Below are 21,638 nucleotides of genomic sequence, written 5' to 3' on the forward strand. Positions count from 1 at the left end.
GGCTCAATTCTGGGCTTTGAGCCTGGTTACGATTGCGGTGCGTGATTTACTTCGAACGCCTCCGCGCGCTCTCCGCGGCACGCAACACCCTGCTGTGCGTCGGCCTGGACCCGGACCCGGAGCGGATCCAGGGCGGTGCCGCCGGCGCGCTGCGCCACTGCCGCGAGGTGTTGCGCCAGACCGAAGAGCACGTCTGCTGCTTCAAGCCGAACAGCGCCTTCTGGGAGCAGTACGGCCCGGACGGCTGGGCGGCCCTCGTGGAGCTGCGCGCCCAAGCGCCCGAGACGCCGTTCCTGTTCGACGTCAAGCGAAGCGACATGGGCAACACGATGCGGGCGTACGCGCGCACGGCCTTCGAGACGCTGGCGATGGATGCGGCGACCGTCACCCCGTACCTGGGCGCCGACTCGATCGAAGAGTTCACGCGCTACGAGAACAAGGGGGTGTACGTCGTGTGCCGCTCGTCGAACCCTGGGGCCGCCGACCTGCAGCACCTGCAGGCGGCAGGCAGGGCGGTGTACCTCCACGTCGCCGCGATGGCCGAACGGCTGAACGTCAAGGGCAACGTCGGCCTGGTCGCCGGCGCCACCGCGCCCGACCAGATCACCGAGCTGCGCCAGGCGACGGCCCTGCCGTTCCTCATCCCGGGCATCGGTGCGCAGGGGGGCGACCTCGAAGGCTCGGTCAAGGGCGCATGGAACGGCGACCGCGCGTCGTGCCTGGTCTCGGCCAGCCGCAGCGTGCTCTACGCGAAGAGCCCGGGCGAGGCGGCGAAGGCGCTGCGCGCGCAGATCAACGCCGTCGCCGGAGCGCTCGCGTGACCGAGCGACGCCACACGGCACGCCTGGTGCTCACCGGTCACATCATCGACTCGATGACCCTGCCGCAGGTGATGGACATGGTCATGGACCTGGGTGGGAACTTCACCATCGAAGAGCTCAAGGTCGGCCAGCACAAAACCGACACGTCGCTCTGCCGGATGGAGGTGGTCGCCGGTTCGGCGGCGCTGCTGGACCGCATCGTCCGCCGCGCCCGCGCCCTGGGCGCCACCGCCGAATCCGAGCAGCCGGTCCGCCTCGAGCGGGTGACGCAGGAGGGCGTCTTCCCCGAAGGCTTTTACTCGACCAGCAACCTGCCCACCGAGGTCCTACTGGGGGAGCGATGGGTGCCGGTCGAGAACATGGAGATGGACTGCGCCATCGCCGTCGACCGCGGGAACGGCCGCGCGAGGTGCATCGTGTTCCAGGGCGCCAAGCCTGGGATGGAGATCGTGATCGGGCACCGGGGCGTCCGCGTCACCCCCCTGGAGCGCTCGCGCCAGACCGAGATCTTCAGCTTCATGGGCAGCGAGGTCTCGGCCGAGAAGCCGAAGAAGGTGCTCATCGCGGGCATCGCCGAGGAGATGCGGCAGATCCATGCGGCCGGCGGCCGCATCGCGGTCGTGGCCGGCCCCGCGGTGGTTCACACCGGCGCCGGACGGTACCTGTCCCGGCTGATCGAGCTCGGCTTCGTCCAGGTGCTGTTCGCCGGCAACGCGCTGGCCGTCCACGACGTCGAGTCGGCGCTGTTCGGCACCGCGCTCGGGGTGAACATCGAGAGCGGGCTTGCGATCGAGCACGGGCACGAACACCACATGCGAGCCGTCAACCGCGTCCGGGCGGCCGGCGGGCTGCGGCAGATGGTCAAGAGCGGGCAGCTGAAATCCGGGGTCATGAAGTCCGCCATCGACCACGGGATCGAGTTCGTCCTCGCCGGTTCGGTGCGCGACGACGGCCCGTTGCCGGATGTCATCACCGACATGATCGAAGCGCAGCAGCGCATGCGGGCGGCGCTCACCGGCGTGCGCATGGCGCTGATGCTCTCGACCATGCTGCACTCCATCGCCACCGGGAACATGCTCCCGGCGGGCGTGCGAACCGTGTGCGTGGACATCAACCCGGCGGTGGTGACCAAGCTGGCGGACCGCGGGAGCTGGCAGTCGATCGGCCTGGTCACCGATGTCGAGTCTTTCTTGCGCGAACTGGCCCAAGTCATGGAAACTGGGGCCCATGGGTAAAGGACGCGACAAACAGGGCCGCGAGGCCAAGAAGAAAAAGAAGGCAAAGCAGCCGGGTGGACCGCCCGCCGACGGCCAGTTCCGCCACCACTCGGTGGTGACCAGCCAGCCGGAGCCGCCGAAAGCCGCCGAGTAGCCGCCGCGGGGAGCGGGCGGCGGCAGGCCGCTGTACCCGCGCCGCGTGTGGTCGGTTTTAGCGCCTTGACACGATGACGCGCCGCGGCGTACTGTGCGTGGGCAGAACGGTACGTACCAGTACCAAAGCGGTTCCATGCAGGAGTCGAGATGGTTTCTTTCGAGCTGACCGACGAGCAGCGTGAGATTCGTGACTGGGTCCACGACTTCGCCGAGAAGGAGATCCGCCCGGTCGCGGCCCAATACGACGAGGCGGAGGAGTTCCCCTGGCCGATCCTCAAGAAGGCGGCCGAGGTGGGCCTCTACGGCGTCGACTTCCTGCAGCAGACGTACGCCGACTCGACCGGGATCATGCCCGCGCTCGTCGCCGAGGAGCTGACCTGGGGCTGCGCCGGCATCGCTCTGGCCATCCAGGGCACCGGCCTGCCGATCGCCGCCATCTTCTCGCAGGGCACGCCGGAGCAGATCGCGACCTGGATCCCGGCCTGCTTCGGCACGGTTGAGAAACCCGCGCTGGGCGCGTTCGCCGTGACCGAGCCCGACGCCGGGTCGGACGTGTCGTCGATGAAGACCCGCGCCGTGCGCTCGAACGGCGATTGGGTGATCAACGGCCAGAAGATCTTCATCACCAACGGCGGGATCGCGGACGTCCACGTCGTCGTGGCGGCGGTCGAGCCGGAGCTCGGCACGCGTGGGCAGGCGAGCTTTGTCGTCCCGCCCGGGACCAAGGGCCTGCGCATGGGCAAGAAGGAAAAGAAGATGGGCATCCGAGCCTCGCACACCGCCGAGGTGCTGCTCGAGGACTGCACGATCCCGCTGGAGAACGTGCTCGGCGGCATGGACAAGCTCGAGGCCAGGCTCGCCCGCGCCCACGCGGGCACACATCAGCGCTCGTCGGTGGCCCTCAAGACCTTCGAGCTGTCACGCCCCATCGTCGGCGCCCAGGCGCTGGGCATCGCGCGGGCGGCGTTCGAGTTCGCGCTGCGGTACGCGAAGGAGCGCAGGCAGTTCGGCAAGCCTCTGATCGAGAACGAAGCGATCGCCTTCATGCTCGCCGACATGGCGACCGAGATCGAGGCGACGCGGGCTCTGATCTGGCGCGCGCTGTGGGAGGGCCGCAACGGGGGAGAGTTCAAGAAGGCCGAGGGCTCGATGGCCAAGCTGAAGGCCGGCGAGGTGGCGGTGAAGGTCACCGAGCAGGCGATCCAGATCTGCGGCGGCTACGGCTACATCCGCGACTTCCCCGTCGAGAAGTGGCACCGCGATGCCAAAATCTACACCCTGTTCGAAGGCACGAGCGAAATCCAGCGGCTGGTCATATCCCGCGCCCTGGCGCGCGACTAGCTTGGCGGTCGCGGCGAGCTCGCCAGCCCAGCAGCGTCGCGATGCGAGGCTCGAGCGGCGCCGCCGGCGGATCGCCGAAGCCGCCCTGACGCTTTTTGCGACCCGCGGCTACAACCTGACCTCGGTCGAAGAGATCGTGGCCCAGGCCAGGGCGTCGAAATCGGCGTTCTACGAGTGCTTCACCTCGAAGGAGCACTGCTTCCGGGAGCTGCTGGCCGAAGAGGGCGGGTCGCTGATCCATGAGGTGCTGACCCAGGCCGCCAGGGGCCACAACCACCGCGAGCGGCTGCGCTTGGGTATCACCACGTTCGTCCACTCGTGCTTCGAGCGCTCGGCGGTGGCGCGGCTGTTGATCGTCGAGTCGGTCGGGCTGAGCACCGGCGTCGATGCGGTGCGGCACGAGCTGCAGGGCCGGTTCGCCGGCGCCGTGGCGGAGGAGGTCCGGCACGCCATGCTCCACGATCCTTTTTATGCGGACAAGGACCCGCAGGTGTTCGGGCGGGCGGTGGTGGGGGCGGTCAGCGATGCCGTCGGCCACTTCCTGACCCACCCCGGCGTCGAGGCGGAGTCGCTGGCGGCGGGCCTGTGCCGCATCTTCGCCCCGTAGGCGCCCGGTACCCGGCGGGCCCCGGTAAACCCTCTTGCCTTCCGAACGCCTGTTCGCTACCATGTAACCCTCGAACATGCGTACCTTGAGCACCCGGGTGAGGCTGCGCCGGCTGATCCGCGCCCACGCCGAGGCGTCGGAGCGCCTCGCCTCCGAGCCTTCGGAGCGCGAGCTGGTCGCTTTGGTCGCCGCCCGGCTCCAGGGGCTGACCACCGAGGTTCGTGAGGCCTGGCGCCGGGACCGGCTGGCCGGCCGCCTGGCGGACCCGCTGGACCGCTACGTCAGGGACGCCCTGCGCACACTCCAGCTGGCGATCGCCGGGCTCGAGCAAAAAGGCGCCGACCTCGAGCTGCTGCGGCGCGATTTTGAAGTCGCCGCGCTGCCGCTCGAGATCTTCATGCGCGGCCTGGACGCCGAGCCGGCGCTGCAGCGCTCCGCCTGAAGGTTTGCACCCGGCCGCGGCCAAGGAGCGTGAGCGAAAGCCCGAATTGCACCTCGATCTCGTATGGTAGCGATAAGCGTCATTATCAGCACCAACCAGCCGGACCCTGGGGCCGCTCCGGGGCCTGGTTGGGCCTCCCTCGCCTAGCTACCGAGGGCCCGCCGGAGCTGATCGGGCAGGATTCGGCCTTCGGCGATGACCCGGCCGTCGAGGAGCACGACCGGGACGCGCCAGTCGTACTGGGCGAACAGCTCGACGTCGGCGTCGACGTCGGCCAGCGCGACCTCCAGGCCGAGCTCGCGCAGGAGGCTCAGCGCCTGCTCGCAAAGGTGACAGCCTTGCCGGGAGACGAGCACCAGGGCCATGCGTCGAGGCTACATCGAATCCCTAGGCCGGCACGCGGAGCGTCTCCCCGGCGGTGATCAGCGGGCTGCTCAGACGATTGAGGCGCTCGATGTCCTCCACCCGGGCGCGCACGTCGTCGCTCGGATAGCGTTCGGCGGCGATCGACCAGATCGTGTCGCCGGGCTGGACCACGACCCTGGCTTCGGTGGGCGCTGTGCCGCCGTGCGCCACCACCGCCAGGCTGACGCTCACCGCCAGGGACAGGCCGATCACCGCCGCCAGCCGGCGGAAATGGCGCAGGCCGGCGTGACGGGTGGATCGGAGGGGGCGGATTCCGTAGGCGGTGGCGTACATCTGTTCGGCGCACTGTAACGAACGCGCGTTTGGTTGTCAAGCGGCCCGAACAAAGGTTTGCTCATCAGCCGTAATGGTGCTAGCATGGGCGGCAACGTCCCCACCACGCGCTGGAGAAGACACGAAGTGAACGAACAGCTCACCGAACGGCAGACCAAGATCCTCGACTACATCCGCTACGTGACCCGGGTGCGCAGCTATCCCCCGAGCGTGCGCGAGATCGGCGAGGCGGTCGGTCTCAGCTCGAGCTCGACCGTCCACAACCACCTCAACCAGCTCGAGCGGCGCGGCCTCATCCGCCGCGATCCCAGCAAGTCGCGCACGGTCCAGCTCGTCCAGGACGCCGAGGTCGACAAGCAGAGGCGCAACGCCGTCTCCGTGCCGGTCGTCGGCAACGTCGCCGCGGGAGCTCCGATCCTGGCCGAGCAGAACATCGAAGACCACGTGCTGCTCTCGTCGGAGATGGCCCAGGAGGGCTTCTTCCTCCTTCGCGTCCGGGGCGACAGCATGATCAACGCCGGCATCCTGGACAGCGACATGGTCCTCGTGCGGCCCCAGCAGGAGGCGCCTCAGGGCGCCATCGTCGTCGCTCTGGTCGACGGCGACGCGACCGTGAAGAGGTTTGAGCGCGGCAACGGCAACGTTCGCCTGGTGGCGGAGAATCCGGCCTACGAGCCGATCGTGACCACCAACGTGAACCTGGTCGGCGTCGTCCGCGGGGTGATCAGGCTCTTCCGCTAGCGGAGCTGAAGGCCTGGAAGCGCCTGGCGGCGTGACGCGGCACCCAGCCCCAGGCCCTGGTGCCGCCTTCGACGTACTCCGTGCGCTCGACACCGCCGACCTTGCGCAGGGCGGCGAGCACGCCCTCGCTGCCGTACGGGACGAGGATCTCCAAGCTCACCGTGTCGCCACGACTCGATCCGTCCACGGCGGCGAGCAGGTCGAGCAGTCCGGTGCGGGTGGTGGCCGAGATGGCCACCGCGCCGGGATAGCGCGCTGAAAGCAGGCCGACCGCCCGCCGCCGCGCCGCCGGCCCAAGGAGATCCACCTTGTTGAGGGCGACGACGCGAGGCTTGCCGGCCGCTCCCAGATCGGCGAGCACCTGATCCACGGTCGCCGCCTGCTCTTCGACGGCGGGCGAGCTGATGTCCAGCACCTGAAGGATCAGGTCCGCCTCGGTCACCTCCTCGAGCGTCGCGCGGAAGGCGGCGACCAGGTCGGTCGGCAGCTTCTGGATGAAGCCCACCGTGTCCGTGACCAGCATCTCGCGCCCGCTCGACAGCTCGAACCGTCGCGTCGTCGGGTCGAGGGTCGCGAACACGCGCTGCTCGGCCCGAACGTCGGCGCCGGTCAGCGCGTTGAGCAGGGTCGACTTGCCGGCGTTCGTGTAGCCGACGATCGCCGCCGTCTCGAGCTCCGCGCGCCTCCGCCCGGTTCGCTGCTGGTGTCGCTGCGAGCGCACCTGCTCGATCTCGCGCTCGAGGTCGCGCATGCGCTTGCGAATCCGCCGCTTCTCGACCTCGATCTGCTGCTCACCAAAACCGCCCCGTGCCCCCACCCCGCCACGCCGGCCGCCAACCTGGCGGTCGTACGCGTAAGCCCCGATCAGGCGTGGCAGGAGGTGATGCAGCCTCGCCGCTTCGACCTGCAGGCGGCCCTCGTGCGTGCGCGCATGCTGGGCGAAGATCTCCAGGATCACCTCGGTACGGTCGAGCACCCGCGTCTTGAGCGCCTTTTCGAGGTTGCGCTGCTGCCTCGGGCTCAGGTCCTCGTTGCAGATGACGAGGTCGAATCCGCCCTCCAGCCTCATCTCGCGCAGGGCATCGACCTTGCCCATGCCGATGAAGTGCGCCGGGTCGACCTCGCTGCGGCGCTGCACCTCCGAGCCCACGACCTCGGCGCCCGCCGTGCGTGCCAGGTCCGCGAGCTCTGCCATCTGCTCTCGGACCAGGTCCGAAGCCGTGCCGGGGAGCAGCACCCCGACCAGATACGCCCGCTCTCGCGGACTGCTGGTCGTGATCAGAGGGTGAGCTTCCTCAAACGCGCCATGGCCTCTTCGAGACGGGGGTCGGGCGCCGTCACGGAAAGCCGGAAGTAGCCTTCGCCGTGAGCCCCAAAGCCGACACCGGGCGTGATGTTCACGCCCACCTCGTCCAGCACGTGGCCGGCGAAGCCGATCGAGTCGTATCCCTTCGGGATCGGCGCCCACACGTAAAAGGTTGCGCGCGGTGGCCGGATGGTCCAACCGAGGTCGTTGAGCGTGTCCGCCACGAGCCGGTGGCGACGCGCGTAGATCTCGCACGCCGCATGCGTGTCCTCCTCCCCACCCTTCAGCGCTTCGATCGCGGCCCACTGCACCGCCTGGAAGATCCCGGAGTCGATGTTGGTCTTCAGCTGGCCGATGAGGCCGACCAGGTCGGCGCGGCCGCACACCCAGCCGATGCGCCAGCCGGTCATGTTGTACGTCTTCGACAGGGAGTGGAACTCGAGCCCGACTTCCTTCGCGCCTGGGATCTCGAACAGGCTGAGCGGTCGGTAGCCGTCGAAGGCGATCTCCGAATACGGAGCGTCGTGACACAGCACGATGCCGTGTTCTCGACAGAACGCGACGGCGCGCTCGAGGAACTCGCGGCCCGCCACGGCCGCGGTCGGATTGTTGGGATAGTTCAGCCACATGAGCCGGGCGCGCCGCGCGACGTCGTGTGGAATCGCCTCCAGGTCGGGCAGCCATTCGTTCTCCGCCCGCAGCGGCATCACGTATGGCTCTGCGCCCGCCATCAGCGCGCCCGTCACATAAACGGTGTAGCCGGGATCCGGCGCGAGGACGACGTCACCCGGGTCGACCAGCGCCAGGGGCACGTGGCTGATCCCATCCTTGGAGCCGAGCGTGGGCAGGATTTCCGTGGTCGGATCCAGTCCCACGCCGGATCGCTCTCGGTACCAACCGGCAATCGCCTCGCGCAGCTCGGCCAGGCCGAAGTACGACGGGTACCGATGGTTGGCGGGATCGGCCGCGGCCTCCTGCAGGACGCTGACGATCCGCCGCGGCGTCGGCAGGTCCGGGTCGCCGACGCCCAGCGAGATGACATCGACGCCTGATCGCTTCTTCTCCTGCACCTTGCGGTCGATCTCGGCGAAGAGATAAGGCGGTATCAGGCCCAACCGCTTTGCCCCCGGCGACATCGTCTTAGCCAATCGAATTTCTCACACGGTTGAGGATAGCGGGGAGCGGGTCCGGCTCGATTGCCGACCAGGCGACCCGGGGATCACGGCGCCACCAGCGCAGCTGCCGTCGGGCATAGCGCCGGTTGGAGCGCGCCATCGCGGCGGGCAGCTCGGCGAGCGTCAGCTCGCCTCGGATGTGCGCCACGGCCTCGGCGTAACCGATCCCCGTGAGCACGGCCGCGCTTTCGGGCACGCCGGATTCGAGGGCCGCCCTGGTCTCGCTGATCAGCCCACGCTCCACCTGCTGCCGGCTCCGCTCGTCGAGCCGGCGATCGATGACGGACAGATCGGCGGACAGCCCGATGCGCAGCGCATCCCAGGCGGGCGGTGTTCGCTGGCGCAGCCGCCGCAGCGGGGCGCCCGCGGCCCGCAGGACTTCGATCGCCCGGATCATGCGGACCGGGTTTTGCAGGTCGACGCCGGGATCGGGGTCTAGAGCCAGCACCCGCTCGCGCAGGGCGGCGGCATCAAGAAGCTGGAGCTCAGCTCTCAGTCCGGGGTTGGGAGGCACTCCCGTGAGGCTGAACCCGTCACACAGGGCATCGACGTAGAGCATCGTTCCGCCCTCGACGATCGGAACCCTGCCGCGGGCCGCGATGCCGGCGATGGCGGCCCGCGCTCCGTTGACGTACTCCGCCGCATTGAAGGTCGTCGCCGGGTCGACGAAGTCGATCATGTGGTAGCGGACCTGGCGCCGGTACTCCGGCGGCGGCTTGTTGGTCGCGATGTCCAAGCGCTCGTAGACCTGACGCGAGTCGGCGACCACGATCTCGCCACCGATCTCGAGCGCGAGCCGATAGGCCAGCTGGGACTTGCCGATGCCGGTCGGGCCGACGAGGACGGGAACCCGGACTATGGCCGAGCTTCCTCGCCGGCATCATGTTCGAGAATAGCCACGTCGCGTGAATCATCCAACATCGCCGTCTACGCGGCCGCCTCTGTGGCTTGCCTCCCTGGCCGTCGCCGCCGCATGGGGCGCTCTGTACGACATCGCGCGATTGGTCTATCTCTACGTCATCTTTCCGATCCACGAGGACGTTCGGATCTTCTATGTCGCGGCGGAGGCCGGCCTTCGGTACGGCTGGTCGACGATCTACGACGTCCCCACGCTGCGCGCCCTCTCGGCGTCGTTTCCTCCGCCTGAGACCAAGATCGACTCCGGCGCGACCTATATCCATCCACCCCTACTGGCCTGGCTCTTCGTCCCGCTGACCGCGCTGCCGGAGCAGACCGCTTACCTCGTGTGGAGCGTGCTGTGCCTGGGCGCGCTCGTCTGGGCCTGGTACATGTGCGCTCCGTACCAGGGCATCGCGAGGTTCTCACTCCTGCTGCTCGCCCTGGCGTTGTGGCCGGTGATGGAGTGTTTCTACTGGGGTCAGCCGACGATCCCGCTGCTCGCGCTGGTGGTTGCCGCCTGGTGGTTCGCCGCTCGCGACAAGGCGCCGGCGGCGGCCGCCGCCCTGGCGCTCGCGACCGCACTCAAGCCGCAGGCGGTGATCATGGTGCCGCTTGCCCTTCTCGCCGCGGGGCGATACCGGATCTTCTTCGGCTGGGCGGCCGGCTGCACGCTGCTGGCGGCGGCCAGCGCCATCAACCTCGGGCCGTCCGGACTCGCCAGCTACTGGCATGCCTTGAAATACGTGCAGGCCGACACCGGGCACGCCTATTTCACTCTCGCCTTCCTGTTTGGCATGAGTCCGTTGACCTACGCGCTCCTGCTGCTGCAGGGGCTCGCCGCGATGGTGGTTGCCCGGGTGCGCCGCGCGGAGCTCGATGTGGTCTTTGCGGTCGGCCTGTTGGGATCGCTCGTCACCGGTTTTCATCTGCACCAGCCGGATTACGCGAGCCTGGCCGTGGCCGGGTGGCTCGTGCTGCGCACCTCGCCGCCCCTGTGGCATCGCCTCTTCCTGCTGGCCGGGGTGCTGACCCTGCAGCTGCTGACCACGGGAGCGGTGGTGCCGCAGCTGGTCTGGGACGTCGCCTGGCTGGGGATCCTGGCCTTCAGTAATTCCGCCGGAAGTGCCGCGTCAGCTCTTGCCATTCGACCAGCAGCCGTGTCGGCCGCCCGTGTGGGCACGTGACCGAATCCTCGGCCGTCTCCAGGTCGGCCAGCAGCCTGCGCTGCTCGGCCGTGTCCAGCACGTCTCCGAACCGCACGGCTGAATGGCAGGCCAGCGCCGCCGCCGCGTTTTCGAGCGCCCCGTCGCCGCGGTTTTCGGCGAGCGCGGCAAGCGTTTCCTGAACCGCGGCGGTCGCCCGTCCCGCCGGCATCTCCACGGGCACCGCGGTGATGCGCAGGCTTCGCGGACCGAACTCCTCGTACTCCAGCCCGAGGCTCGCCAGGTCGGCTCGATGGTCGACCGCCGCCGCAAGCAGGGCGGGATCGACATCAACCGCCTGCGGGATCAGCAGCGCCTGGCTTGGGCCGCGTCCCGCCCGAAGGCGTTCGCGGAGCCGGTTGTAGAGGACTCGCTCGTGGGCGGCATGCTGATCGACGAGCACGAGCCCGTGCGGCCCCTCCGCCACGAGGTAGCCGGGGCCGACCTGGCCGATCGGGCGCAGAACGCCACCCTGGACGGCGCGGTCGATGGGTGCGGCAGCGGCCAGGGCGGTGACCGCTTCGTGCAGCGTGAGCTGGGGAAACGGTGCGCCGATGGCGGCGGCCGGCGCCGCCTCCGCCGGGCGGTAGCGATAGGGTTCGCTGCCGTCGAGCGCGGCCCGGACCGCTCGCTGGAGCGCTGAGAACACCGCGCCCTCTTCGCGAAAGCGGACTTCTCTCTTGGCCGGATGGACGTTGACGTCCACCAGCTCGTGGTCGATGCCGATGTCGATGACGGCGAGCGGATGCCGGCCGCGCTCGAGACGGCCCTGGTAGCACTCTTCGAGCGCGTACACGAGGGCCCGGGAGCTGATCGGCCGGCCGTTCACCGCCAGCACCATCCCGTCGCGGCTGCCGCGGCTGAGCCGCGGCTGGCTGACCATGCCGGTGACCAGCGGCATGCCCACCATCTCGAGCATCTCGGCCGCCGCCGGGGCCCCGTAGACCGCGGCGATCGCCCGCCGCCGGTCGCCGTCGCCGGGGCTGCTCACCGCCACGCGACCCTCCACCGTGAGGTGAAACCGGACGTGGGGATGCAGCAGAGCGAGCGCGCTGACCACGTCCTTGATGGCGGCGACCTCCGTGGCGTCGCTCTTGAGGAATTTCAGCCGCGCCGGCACGTTGGCGAAGAGGTCCCTCACCTCCAACGTCATCCCGGGCAGGAGCGGACCAGAGCCCTGCTCGATCACCTCGCCGGCGCGGATGCGAATATTCGCGCCCGCGCTGGCGGCCTCGACGTCGGCCACGGCGGCGATGCTCGCCAGCGCCTCGCCTCGAAAGCCGAGACTCGCGATCGCCGTCAGATCCGAGAGCTTGGCGACCTTGCTCGTGGCATGACGGACGAATGCGAGCGCGAGCTCGCCGGCAGCGATGCCGGCGCCATCGTCGCTGACCCGGATCGACGTTCTGCCCGCTCCGCGCACGTCGACGCTGATGCGCCGTGCCTCCGCGTCGAGGGCGTTCTCGACCAGCTCCTTGACGACGGACGCCGGCCGCTCGATCACCTCGCCGGCGGCGATCGCGTCCGCGACCTCGGGCGCCAAAAGGTGAATGGACTCGCTCATGGCGCCAGCCTCGATCGGAGCTCGTACAGCTTCCGCAAAGCCTCCAGCGGGCTCAGTGAGTCGGGTTCGAGCGCTTCGAGCTCCTGGCGCAGCGGATCGGGCGCGAGCTCGATCGGCAGGCCGAGCTGCTGTTCCGGCGGCTCGAGCGGACGCTGCCGCTCCAGCTCCCCGAGCACCTGCCGCGCGCGGGCGATCACTCCCGACGGCAGGCCGGCCACGGCCGCGACGTGAATCCCGTAGGAGCGGTCCGCGCCGCCGGGGACCACTCGATGCAGGAACCGCACCGTCTCTCCTTCTTCGAGGACCTCGACGCGCTGATTGCACACCCCCGGCAGTCTTTCCGCCAGCGCGGTCAGCTCGTGGTAGTGCGTGGCGAACAGGGTGCGGCACCCGAGCTTCGGCGAGTCATGAAGGTGCTCGACCACCGCCTGCGCGATCGAGACCCCGTCGTATGTCGACGTCCCCCTCCCCACCTCGTCCAGGATCACCAGCGACGCGCGCGTGGCGTGGTTGAGGATGTACGCCGTCTCGGTCATCTCGACCATAAAGGTCGACATGCCGGCGGTGATGTCGTCATGGGCCCCGACACGGGTGAAGATCCGGTCGGCCAAACCGACGACCGCATGCCCCGCGGGGACGAAGCTTCCACATTGGGCCAGGAGCACGATCACCGCCGCCTGCCGCAGGTAGGTCGACTTGCCCGCCATGTTCGGCCCGGTGAGGATCACCACCTGCGCTGAGTCCTGGTCAGGTGCGCCCGGGGCTCGCCCGGCGTCGAGCTCGAGGTCATTGGCGACGAAGACTCCCGCCGGGAGTCCACGCTCGACCAGCGGGTGGCGGCCTCCTCTAATGCTGAGCCGAAGGCCGGCGTTCACCTCCGGTCTGCTCCAGCCAAGCCCTGATGCCGCGACCGCGAGGCTGAGCAGGGCATCGACCATGCCGATCGCCTGCGCGCTGCCACGCAGTGTGGAGGCCGAAGCGGCGACCGTCGACGACAGCTCACGGAGGATCTCGACCTCGCGTGCCGCGATGCGCTCCTGGGCGCTGAGCACGATCGCTTCCTTCTCCTTCAGTTCCGGCGTCAGGTAGCGCTCGGCGCCCATCAGCGTCTGCTTGCGCACGTAATCCGGCGGCAGCGCTGATGCGTTGGCGTGGCTGACCTCGATGTAGTAACCGAACACCCGGTTGAAGCCGACCTTGAGCGTGCGAATCCCGGTTCTTTGTCGCTCGGAGGCTTCGAGCGCGCCGATCCATTCCCGTGCGCTCCTCGACGCCTCGCTGATGCCGTCGAGCTCGGCGTCATAGCCGGGGCGAACCGCTCCTCCCTCCCTCCCGGTCGCGGGTGGGTCCTCGACCAGGGCCCGTGCCAGCTCCGCCGCCAGCTCCGGACAGGGGCTGATCCGGCCCGCCAGCTCCCGGATCGCCAGCGCCGTGCACGCCGCGAGGGCGTCCTGCACGGCCGGGACGGCTTCCAGCGATCGCCGCAGGGCGACCAGCTCGCGGGCGCTGGCGTGGCCCTGGGCGGCGCGTGAGACGAGACGCTCGAGGTCGCCCACGGGCTTCAGGGCCGCCGACAGCCTGTCTCGCAACGAGGCGGCGGAGACGAGCTCGTCGACAGCGCCCAGCCGGAGCTCGATCGACTCGGCGTCGCGCATGGGCGCGCTGAGCCACGTCCGCAGACGCCGGGCGCCCATCGCGGTGCGCGTGTGGTCCACCAGGTCGACCAGCGCGGGCAGCTCGAGATTGCGCACCGTCGCCGGGTCCAGGGGCATCGTCGCTTCGGGCGAGTACGTCCGGACGCTGAACGATCCTGGCGTCACGCGGGTCTGGTTCTGCTTGAGGTAATCGAGGACCACGCCCGCCGCGCCGACCGCGAGCGGCGCGTCCGCGGCGCCGACCGATGCGGGGTAGGCGATTCCGAGCAGGTCGCGAAGGCGCTGCTGGCCGCGGACGGGATCGAACCTGTAGTCCTCGAACTGGGGCGGCGTCAGCAGCTCTGCCGGAGCCAGCCGCTCGAGCTCCGACGTGAGCCTCTCGCGGGGAAGCTGGCACAGCAGCAGCTCACCGGTCGACACCTCACATGCCGCGATGCCGGCGTCCGCGCCGCGGCTCCAGGCGGCGACCAGGTAATTCGGACGCGAGGGGTCGAGGTAGGCGTCCTCGACCACCGTGCCCGGAGTCAGGACGCGGGTGACGTCCCGCCTGACGATGCCCTTCTTGGCGGCCGGCTCCAGCTGGTCGCAGATCACCACCTTGTGCCCGGCGCGCAGAAGCTTGCCGACGTACGCCTGCCACGCGTGGTGCGGGACGCCGCACATCGGCGCGCGGCCGCTCTTGCCGAGAGGCCTTGAGGTCAGGGTCACGCCCATGATCGGCGCGGCCACCTCGGCGTCCTCGAAGAAGATTTCGTAGAAGTCGCCGAGCCGGAACAGGAGGATGCCGTCGGGGTGCTGCTCTTTCGCCTCCCGGTACTGGCGCATGACCGGGGTCGGGGCGGTCATCTGGCGACTGCACCCTGCGCGCGCCTGTCTGAAATTGCGCCCTGCGCGCGCCCGGCGCCTTCAGTCACGCGGCCGGCGCGCCGCTGGCGGTTCCCGTCAGCTGGCCGGCGGTGGCCTGCAGGACGCGCACGTCCACCACCTGGCCGGGAGCGATGTCACCGCCGCGCAGCACCACGGCACGCTTGCCCTGCCGGATGCGGCCGTACGGCCGGTTGAGCTCGTCGCGGCCCTCGATGAGGACCTCCACATCGCGGCCGATCCACAGCGCCGTCTTGCGCGCCGCGATGCTCCGCTGCAGCGCCAGCAGATCATTCAGGCGCCGCAGCTTTTCAGTGCCGGGAACGTCGTCCTCCATCCGGCCGGCGGCGAACGTGCCCGGCCGGGGTGAGTACATTGCCAGGTGGACGACGTCGAACTGGATCTCTTCGAGCAGGGCGCGAGTGTTCATGAAAGCCGCTTCCGACTCGCCCGGGAAGCCGACGATCACATCGGTCACCAGCCCGAGGTCGGGCATGAGGTTCCGAGCCCGCTCGACGATCGCTCGGTAGTGGCGCGTCTGGTACCCGCGCGCCATGCGCTTGAGGATCGTGTCGTCGCCGGACTGGACCGGCAGCTGAAGCTCGCGGCACACGACGTCGCTGGCGGCCATGACCTCGAGCAGTTCGATCTCGAGGTCCTGAGGATGCGAGGTCATGAAGCGCAGCCGCTTGAGGCCGGCGATCCGCTCGACCTCTCGGACGAGCCCGGCCAGCCCGCCGCGGCCGTCGGGGTCGCGATAGTCGTCGACGTTCTGCCCGAGCAGCACGACCTCTTTGGCCCCTTCGGAAACCGCCTGCCGGCACTCCTCGAGCACCAGCTGCATGGGCACGTGCCGCTCGCGGCCGCGCACCCTCGGGACGATGCAGAACGTGCAGTTGTGGTCGCAGCCCTGGATGATGCGCACGTAGTGGCTGACACCCGTGCGCCCGGCCGGCGGCAGGGCTTCGCCCTGCGAGTAGTCGTAGCGCGCCTCCAGCTCGGCCAGGAACGCCTCGTACTCGCCGATCGGCACCACCGCGTCGAGCTGCGGGAATCGACGGCGAAGCTCGTCGCCCTCCTTGGCGACGATGCAGCCGGTGACGGCGATCGTGCGCTCCGGAGTCTTCCACGACTTCAGCTCGTGGAGCTTGGAGTACACACGATCCTCGGAGGCCTGGCGGACGACGCAGGTGTTGAGGATGGCGACGTCAGCCCGTTCGAGCGAATCCTCGACGTACCCGGCCGCCAGCAGTCTTCGCGCCAGGCTTTCGGAATCCGCCGCGTTCATCTGGCAGCCGATCGTCCAGATGCTGAACGACCGCGTCCTGCCGGTCTTGGGACTCGCTGTCAGCGGCTCTCCACCAGCAACCGGATTCCGGTGCGCTCCTCGCCATCGATGGAGATGTCGATGAAGGCGGGAATGCAGACCAGGTCGAGTCCCCCAGGAGCGACGTAGCCGCGCGAGATGGCGATCGCCTTGACCGCCTGGTTGATGGCGCCCGCGCCGATGGCCTGGACCTCGACACGGCCTTTGCTCCGGATCACGCCCGCGATGGCCCCCGCGACGGCAACCGGTTTGGAGGTGGCCGAAACCTTCAGCACCTCTACTGGAGCGCGCTCCGCTGTCATTGCTGGAACCCCTTCAAACGTGTTCGCGGTCGACTCGCTGAATCGATGTAGCTCGTCCGGTGGAGCCATTAATGGTAACCAGTACGGAATTGAAAGTCACGGGTCCTGACGCCACGACGAAGCGGTTGGGGACGCCGGTGAGGAAACGCTGGAGCACGATGTCCTTGTCCATCCCGATGCAGCTGTCCCTGGGGCCGACCATGCCCACGTCCGTGACGTAGGCCGTACCCCCAGGCAACACCCGCGCATCAGCGGTCGGGATATGGGTGTGGGTGCCGACGACCGCGCTCGCCCGCCCGTCGAGAAACCAGCCCATGGCCGTCTTTTCGGACGTCGCCTCAGCGTGCATGTCGCAAAAGACGATGCGAGTGTCGGGGTGCGCGGCCAGGATCGCGTCCGCCGCCCGGAACGGGTCGTCCAGGGCCTCCAGGAAGATCCGTCCCATCAGGTTCATGACCAGGACGTTCCGGCCGCCCGCGTCGATCAGGCACCACCCCTGACCCGGCGCTCGCGGCGGGTAGTTGGCCGGCCGCAGCACGCGCTCCAGGGACGGCAGCTCAGGCAGGAACTCCTTCTGGGCGTAAACATGGTTGCCGGTGGTGATGACGTCGGCGCCCGCCCCCTTCAGCTCCGCGGCGATCTTGGCCGTCAAGCCGAAACCGCCGGCTGAGTTCTCGCCGTTGACGATGGTGAGGTGGGGATGGAGCTCTTTTTTCAGCCCGGGCAGCAGCGCTTTGACGGCGTCGCGCCCTGGGTGACCGACCACATCAGCCACGAAGAGAATCCGCAAGTCGTCGCCGGCCACCGCCCAAGTGTATGGGCAGCCCGGGTGCGCGCAGGGCGCGCCCGAGGTAAAAAAGAAGAGGGGAGCCCGCTTGGACTCCCCTCTGGTGTCGATCAACGCTATTTCGCATACTCGATGGCCCGGGTTTCGCGCACCACGGTGACGCGGATCTGGCCCGGGAAACTGAGCTCGGTCTCGATTCGTTTCGCGATGTCCCGCGCCATGAGCTGGGCGGCGGTGTCGTCGATCTGCTCCGGCTTGACCAGGATCCGGACCTCGCGCCCGGCCTGGATGGCGTAGGACTGCTGCACTCCCTGGAACGAGTTGGCTATCTCCTCCAGCTTCTCGAGCCGTTTGACGTAGGCCTCGAGCGACTCCCTGCGCGCCCCCGGGCGAGCAGCGGAGATGGCGTCGGCCGCGATCAACAGCAGCGCCTCGAGCGTGTGGGGTTCTTCGTCGTAGTGATGCGCCCGCACCGCGTGCACGACCGGGGCTGGAACCCCATGTCGCTGCAGCAGGTCCGCCCCGATCACGGCATGCGAGCCCTCGACCTCGTGGTCGATGGCCTTGCCGATGTCGTGGAGCAGGCCTGACAGCTTGGCGATGCGGACGTCGGCGCCGATCTCGGCCGCCATCATGGCGGCGAGATAGGCGACCTCTTTCGAGTGGTTGAGCACCTGCTGGCCGTAGCTGGTGCGGAACCTCAGGATGCCGAGGTGGCGGACGACCTCCGGGTGCAGACCCTGTAGGCCGACCTCCAGGACCGCCGCCTCCCCTTCGTCTTTGACCCTTTGCAGGACCTCCTGTCGGGATTTGGCGACGATCTCTTCGATGCGGGCCGGATGGATCCGGCCGTCGACGATGAGCTTGTTCAGCGCGACCCGCGCCACCTCGCGGCGGACGGGGTCGAAACCGCTGATGATCACGGCTTCCGGGGTGTCGTCGACGATGAGGTCGATCCCGGTCGCCTGCTGCAGGGCGCGGATGTTGCGCCCCTCCTTGCCGATGATCCGCCCCTTGAGCTCGTCCGTCGGCAGCGGCAGTACCGAGACCGAAACCTCCGCGGTCTGGTCGGCGGCGATGCGCTGGATCGACTCGGTGACGATCTCCCGGGCGCGGCGCTCGCTCTCGTCGCGAGCCCCGAGCTCCGCTTCCCGGACCTTGCGGGCGACTTCGTTGCGCAGCTCCTGCTCGACCTGCGCCATCAGGATTCCCTGAGCTTCCTGGCGGGTCATGTTGGCGACCCGCTGCAGCTCTTTCTCCTGCTGGCGATAGCTGTCTTCGAGCTGAGCTTTGATCTCGTCCAGCGACTTCTCCCGGTTACCGAGCTCACGCTCGCGCCGGTTGAGATCCTCGCCCTTGCGTTCGAAGTTCTCCTCCTTCTGGAGAAGGCGCTTTTCGACCTGTTGCGACTGTGCCCGATACTCGCGGGCCTCCTGTTCGGCGGCGGTGCGGATCTTGACCGCTTCCTCCTTGGCTTCGAGCAGCTTCTCCTTGGCCTGGGTTTCGGCCTCCGAGAGGGTCTGCTGGGCTTTGAGCTCCAGAGCGCTGGCCCCATCGCCCTGCCGGCGCTGAAGCAGCAGGTATGCGGCTCCAAAACCGGCGAGGAGCGCCACCACCACCAGTAGCGATACGAAGACGTAGACGTAGACAGGCATGTGACATGCACCTCGTATATTCGATTGTCAAAGTGCGGAACCACCGCAGGACTCACGGGTCCCGCGTCGGGTTGGCTCTATGACTGCGGGCGCCTCATGAACGCCTCGCGTGAGGTCAAATTCTAGTCTTCGGCGTCCTGGGGCGTTCCCGCCAGGGCAGCCCGGCACGCGGCTCGGACGATCGCCGGGGAAAAGCCCCGCCGCACCAGCCGCGAGCCCACCTGATCGAGCATCTCCCGGTAGCCGGCCACCGCCTTTCTCGCGCCCAGGCGTTCGGCGAGGCGGGTCGCCGAGGCCAGCTGCGCGTCGGCGTCGAACTCGGCCAGAGCGGCGTCGGCCAGCGTCCGCTCGACGCCCCTGGCGGCCAGCTCGGCCGACAGGGCCATGGGCCCTCTGCTGGCCCCACGGCGACGGACGAGGCCTTGGGCGAACGAGCGGTCGTCCATGTACCCGAGCTCGGCCAGGCGGCCGACGGCAGCTTCGATCTCGGCCGCGGTGAAGCCCCGCCGCCCCAGCTTCCGCTTCAGCTCGGCGCGCGAATGCGCGCGCCGGCCGAGGAGCCGCAAACCGGCGTCCAGGGCGGTCCCGGACGGACTCGCGCCGCGGCGCGGAGCTTTAGAGCTCCTCCGCTGCACCCGCCGGAGCCCTCACCGGCCCCATCGTTTTCAGTGGCTTGGCGCCCCCGGCTGCGGCCTTGTCTCTGACCTTGGCCTCGATCTCGGCGGCGAGGGTCGGGTTCTCTCGGAGGTAGTTCCGGACGTTTTCCCGACCCTGACCGAGACGCTGGTCGCCGTACGACATCCACGTCCCGCTCTTCTCGAGAATCCCGTACTCGATGGCCGCGTCGATCAGCGAGCCCTCGCGCGAGATGCCTTCGTTGAAGAGGATGTCGAACTCCGCCGACCTGAACGGCGGGGCGACCTTGTTCTTGACCACCTTGACCTTCACCCTCGCGCCCACCGAATCGAGCCCCGACTTGATGACCTCAACCTTCCGGATGTCGAGCCGCACGGAGGAGTAGAACTTGAGCGCGCGGCCGCCGGGCTGGGTTTCGGGGTTGCCGAACATGATCCCGACCTTCTCTCGCAACTGGTTGAGGAAGACCACCGAGCAGTTGGATTTGGAGATGGCGGCGGTCAGCTTGCGCAGCGCCTGCGACATGAGCCGGGCCTGCAGGCCGACGTGCGCGTCACCCATCTCGCCTTCGATCTCCGCCTTGGGGACGAGCGCGGCCACCGAGTCGATCACGATCACATCGACCGCGCCCGACCGGACCAGCACCTCGACGATCTCCAGCGCCTGCTCACCCGTGTCGGGCTGGCTGATCAGGAGGTCGTCGATCTTGACGCCGATGCGCGATGCGTAGATGGGGTCGAGCGCATGCTCAGCGTCGACGAACGCCGCTGTCCCGCCCTGCTTCTGCGCCTCCGCGATGACGTGAAGAGCCAGCGTCGTCTTGCCGGCCGACTCTGGGCCATAGAGCTCGGTGACCCGTCCGCGAGGGATCCCCCCCACTCCCAGCGCCAGGTCGAGGAGCAGCGCGCCGGTGGGAATCACGGTTATCTCACCACGCAGCGCCGCCTGCTCGCCCAGCTTCATGATCGAACCCTTGCCGTAGCTCTTGACGATCTGGGAAATCGCTGAGTCGAGAGCCTTTTCCTTTTCCAATCTTCGATGCCTCCTAGGTCGTTGCGGCGAGTGTTCTACGTCGCGGGGCTGCGGTCAATGTGCTTAACAGGAGCCGTCGCGCAAGTCTAGCGAACAGGTGTTCGTGAGTCAAGCGTTCTCCGCCCGGGCATCGTCGCCCGCACGGACCTCTTCGATCAGAAGGCGCAACGCCTGGAGGGCGGCCTGGCGCCGGTTCGAGCGGCGATCGCCGCTGAACCTGTACTCATGCGTGGACGTGGCGCGCGCCGAAGCGACGGCGATGTAGGTCCAACCGACCGGCTTGTCGGAGCCGTCCGCGTCGGGGCCCGCGATCCCGGTGACGCCGACGGCCAGGCTCGTGCCGAAACGGGAGCGTGCGCCTTCCGCCATCGCCTGCGCCACCTCGCGGCTGACCGCACCCACGCGCTTCAACAGCGCGGGCGACACGCCGAGCTGGTCGCGCTTGGCCCCGTCCGCATAGGCGATGACGCCGCCCGCGAAGTACACCGAGCTGCCCGGCCGCTCGGTGATCAGAGTCCCGACCAGGCCTCCGGTGCAAGACTCGGCTACCGAGACGGTGAGCCCGCTGTGGCGCAGCAGGTCACCGAGCTCCTGCGCCGCCGGCTCCATGGCTTCGCTGGGAGCCGGCGCTCCGCCGCTCGGGCCGGAACGCGACGGCTGCCGCGAGCTGTCGAACGGGCCGATGAGATACCGGAAGCGCCACAGGTAGTCGAGACCGCTCCAGATCGTGAAGACGATGGCGACCGCGATCGCCAGGTCCGCTACCGGGACCAGGATCGGGTACGGCCGCTGGAGGATGAGAAGCGTGACCGCGCTCATCTGCATGACCGTCTTCGTCTTGCCGAGAGGAGCCGCGGCGATGACCTGCCCCTGGCCGGCGCCGACCGAGCGCAGGATCGTGATGATCAGCTCGCGCGAGAAGATCACGACCACCACCCACGCCGCGACCAGGCCCTCCTGCACCAGCACGATCAGGACCGACAGGACGAAGAGCTTGTCGGCCAGGGGATCGAGAAACTTGCCGAAATTGCTGACCAGGCCGCGGCGGCGCGCGATCTGCCCGTCGAGGGTGTCGGTGAACGAGAAGACGATGAAGAGGACGGCGGCCAGCTGGTCGTGGCCGGGGAAACGCACGACGAGCAGCGCCATGAGCAGCGGGATCGCCGCCAGGCGGCTGAGGGTCAGGCCGATGGGGAGGTTCAAACCGTG

21 protein-coding genes and 1 pseudogene are annotated in these 21,638 nt (G+C 68.8%); 7 read left to right on the top strand and 15 right to left on the bottom strand.

All coding sequences use genetic code 11. The features are described from left to right. Positions 1-32 precede the first annotated feature (32 nt). The 5 genes from pyrF to EPN29_03035 all read left to right on the top strand — a co-directional run bounded on the left by pyrF (position 33) and on the right by EPN29_03035 (position 4,584). Positions 33-821 carry an orotidine-5'-phosphate decarboxylase gene (gene pyrF, locus EPN29_03015; protein ID TAN34353.1) on the top strand — a complete coding sequence of 263 codons (789 nt, stop codon included), beginning with the start codon at positions 33-35 and terminating at the stop codon, positions 819-821. Beyond that, on the top strand, positions 695-2,056 hold the full coding sequence (locus EPN29_03020; protein ID TAN34354.1) for a TIGR00300 family protein: 1,362 nt from the start codon (positions 695-697) through the stop codon (positions 2,054-2,056). Before pyrF ends, EPN29_03020 begins: the two co-directional genes overlap by 127 nt. 285 nt (positions 2,057-2,341) lie before the next feature. Further along, entirely contained in the window at positions 2,342-3,535 is a 1,194-nt protein-coding gene (locus tag EPN29_03025; GenBank protein TAN34355.1) for an acyl-CoA dehydrogenase, read from the top strand. Continuing rightward, positions 3,456-4,142, top strand: coding sequence for a TetR/AcrR family transcriptional regulator (locus EPN29_03030; GenBank protein TAN34356.1), 687 nt, complete (start codon positions 3,456-3,458; stop codon positions 4,140-4,142). Before EPN29_03025 ends, EPN29_03030 begins: the two co-directional genes overlap by 80 nt. An 85-nt stretch (positions 4,143-4,227) precedes the next feature. Then, positions 4,228-4,584, top strand: coding sequence for a hypothetical protein (locus EPN29_03035; protein ID TAN34357.1), 357 nt, complete (start codon positions 4,228-4,230; stop codon positions 4,582-4,584). 143 nt (positions 4,585-4,727) lie between these two features. Here the strand turns inward: EPN29_03035 and EPN29_03040 are convergent, their stop codons facing one another. Then, positions 4,728-4,949: a glutaredoxin family protein gene (locus EPN29_03040; GenBank protein TAN34358.1), complete on the bottom strand. Its 222-nt coding sequence runs from the start codon at positions 4,947-4,949 to the stop codon at positions 4,728-4,730. Positions 4,950-4,971: 22 nt separating this feature from the next. Next, complete coding sequence (locus EPN29_03045) at positions 4,972-5,283, bottom strand: LysM peptidoglycan-binding domain-containing protein (protein ID TAN34359.1); 312 nt, start codon at positions 5,281-5,283, stop codon at positions 4,972-4,974. A 126-nt stretch (positions 5,284-5,409) separates the two neighbouring features. Here EPN29_03045 and lexA point away from each other — a divergent pair, with 126 nt between their 5' ends. After that, complete coding sequence (gene lexA, locus EPN29_03050) at positions 5,410-6,024, top strand: transcriptional repressor LexA (GenBank protein TAN34360.1); 615 nt, start codon at positions 5,410-5,412, stop codon at positions 6,022-6,024. Here the strand turns inward: lexA and hflX are convergent. The 3 genes from hflX to miaA are packed head-to-tail and all read right to left on the bottom strand — an operon-like array spanning position 6,008 to position 9,364. Continuing rightward, positions 6,008-7,492: a GTPase HflX gene (hflX, locus tag EPN29_03055; GenBank protein TAN34361.1), complete on the bottom strand. Its 1,485-nt coding sequence runs from the start codon at positions 7,490-7,492 to the stop codon at positions 6,008-6,010. The two genes, lexA and hflX, sit on opposite strands and share 17 nt — an antisense overlap. Then, positions 7,303-8,466: an aminotransferase class I/II-fold pyridoxal phosphate-dependent enzyme gene (locus EPN29_03060; GenBank protein ID TAN34362.1), complete on the bottom strand. Its 1,164-nt coding sequence runs from the start codon at positions 8,464-8,466 to the stop codon at positions 7,303-7,305. Before EPN29_03060 ends, hflX begins: the two co-directional genes overlap by 190 nt. 4 nt (positions 8,467-8,470) lie before the next feature. After that, positions 8,471-9,364, bottom strand: coding sequence for a tRNA (adenosine(37)-N6)-dimethylallyltransferase MiaA (gene miaA, locus EPN29_03065; protein ID TAN34363.1), 894 nt, complete (start codon positions 9,362-9,364; stop codon positions 8,471-8,473). Positions 9,365-9,410: 46 nt separating this feature from the next. Here miaA and EPN29_03070 point away from each other — a divergent pair, with 46 nt between their 5' ends. Beyond that, positions 9,411-10,589, top strand: coding sequence for a DUF2029 domain-containing protein (locus tag EPN29_03070; protein ID TAN34364.1), 1,179 nt, complete (start codon positions 9,411-9,413; stop codon positions 10,587-10,589). Here EPN29_03070 and mutL read toward each other — a convergent pair. From mutL to pgsA, 10 genes and pseudogenes are all read right to left on the bottom strand, one after another. Further along, a complete protein-coding gene (gene mutL, locus EPN29_03075; protein ID TAN34365.1) occupies positions 10,510-12,171 on the bottom strand; it encodes a DNA mismatch repair endonuclease MutL in 1,662 nt (553 codons plus the stop codon). The genes EPN29_03070 and mutL overlap by 80 nt on opposite strands. Beyond that, a complete protein-coding gene (mutS, locus tag EPN29_03080) occupies positions 12,168-14,672 on the bottom strand; it encodes a DNA mismatch repair protein MutS (GenBank protein TAN34366.1) in 2,505 nt (834 codons plus the stop codon). The genes mutL and mutS overlap by 4 nt, the downstream gene beginning before the upstream one ends. 64 nt (positions 14,673-14,736) lie before the next feature. Next, positions 14,737-15,978 (bottom strand): MiaB/RimO family radical SAM methylthiotransferase, encoded by a 1,242-nt coding sequence (locus EPN29_03085; protein TAN34367.1) that lies wholly within the window; start codon positions 15,976-15,978, stop codon positions 14,737-14,739. Positions 15,979-16,037: 59 nt separating this feature from the next. Then, positions 16,038-16,319, bottom strand: a complete 282-nt coding sequence (locus EPN29_03090) for a stage V sporulation protein S (protein ID TAN34368.1) — start codon at positions 16,317-16,319, stop codon at positions 16,038-16,040. Positions 16,320-16,332: 13 nt separating this feature from the next. Continuing rightward, positions 16,333-17,109, bottom strand: a complete 777-nt coding sequence (locus tag EPN29_03095) for a TIGR00282 family metallophosphoesterase (GenBank protein ID TAN34518.1) — start codon at positions 17,107-17,109, stop codon at positions 16,333-16,335. Between the two features lie 113 nt (positions 17,110-17,222). Beyond that, positions 17,223-18,761, bottom strand: coding sequence for a ribonuclease Y (rny, locus tag EPN29_03100; protein ID TAN34369.1), 1,539 nt, complete (start codon positions 18,759-18,761; stop codon positions 17,223-17,225). 122 nt (positions 18,762-18,883) lie between these two features. Then, positions 18,884-19,396: a hypothetical protein gene (locus tag EPN29_03105; GenBank protein TAN34370.1), complete on the bottom strand. Its 513-nt coding sequence runs from the start codon at positions 19,394-19,396 to the stop codon at positions 18,884-18,886. Further along, positions 19,377-20,429 (bottom strand): recombinase RecA, encoded by a 1,053-nt coding sequence (recA, locus tag EPN29_03110; GenBank protein ID TAN34371.1) that lies wholly within the window; start codon positions 20,427-20,429, stop codon positions 19,377-19,379. Before recA ends, EPN29_03105 begins: the two co-directional genes overlap by 20 nt. A 108-nt stretch (positions 20,430-20,537) precedes the next feature. After that, entirely contained in the window at positions 20,538-21,038 is a 501-nt protein-coding gene (locus tag EPN29_03115; GenBank protein TAN34519.1) for a CinA family protein, read from the bottom strand. A 72-nt stretch (positions 21,039-21,110) separates the two neighbouring features. After that, a pseudogene (pgsA, locus tag EPN29_03120) lies at positions 21,111-21,632 on the bottom strand (CDP-diacylglycerol--glycerol-3-phosphate 3-phosphatidyltransferase). Between the last annotated feature and the right edge of the window lie 6 nt (positions 21,633-21,638).

The sequence above is a fragment of the bacterium genome (assembly GCA_004299235.1).
Classification (GTDB): domain Bacteria; phylum Chloroflexota; class Dormibacteria; order Dormibacterales; family Dormibacteraceae; genus SCQL01.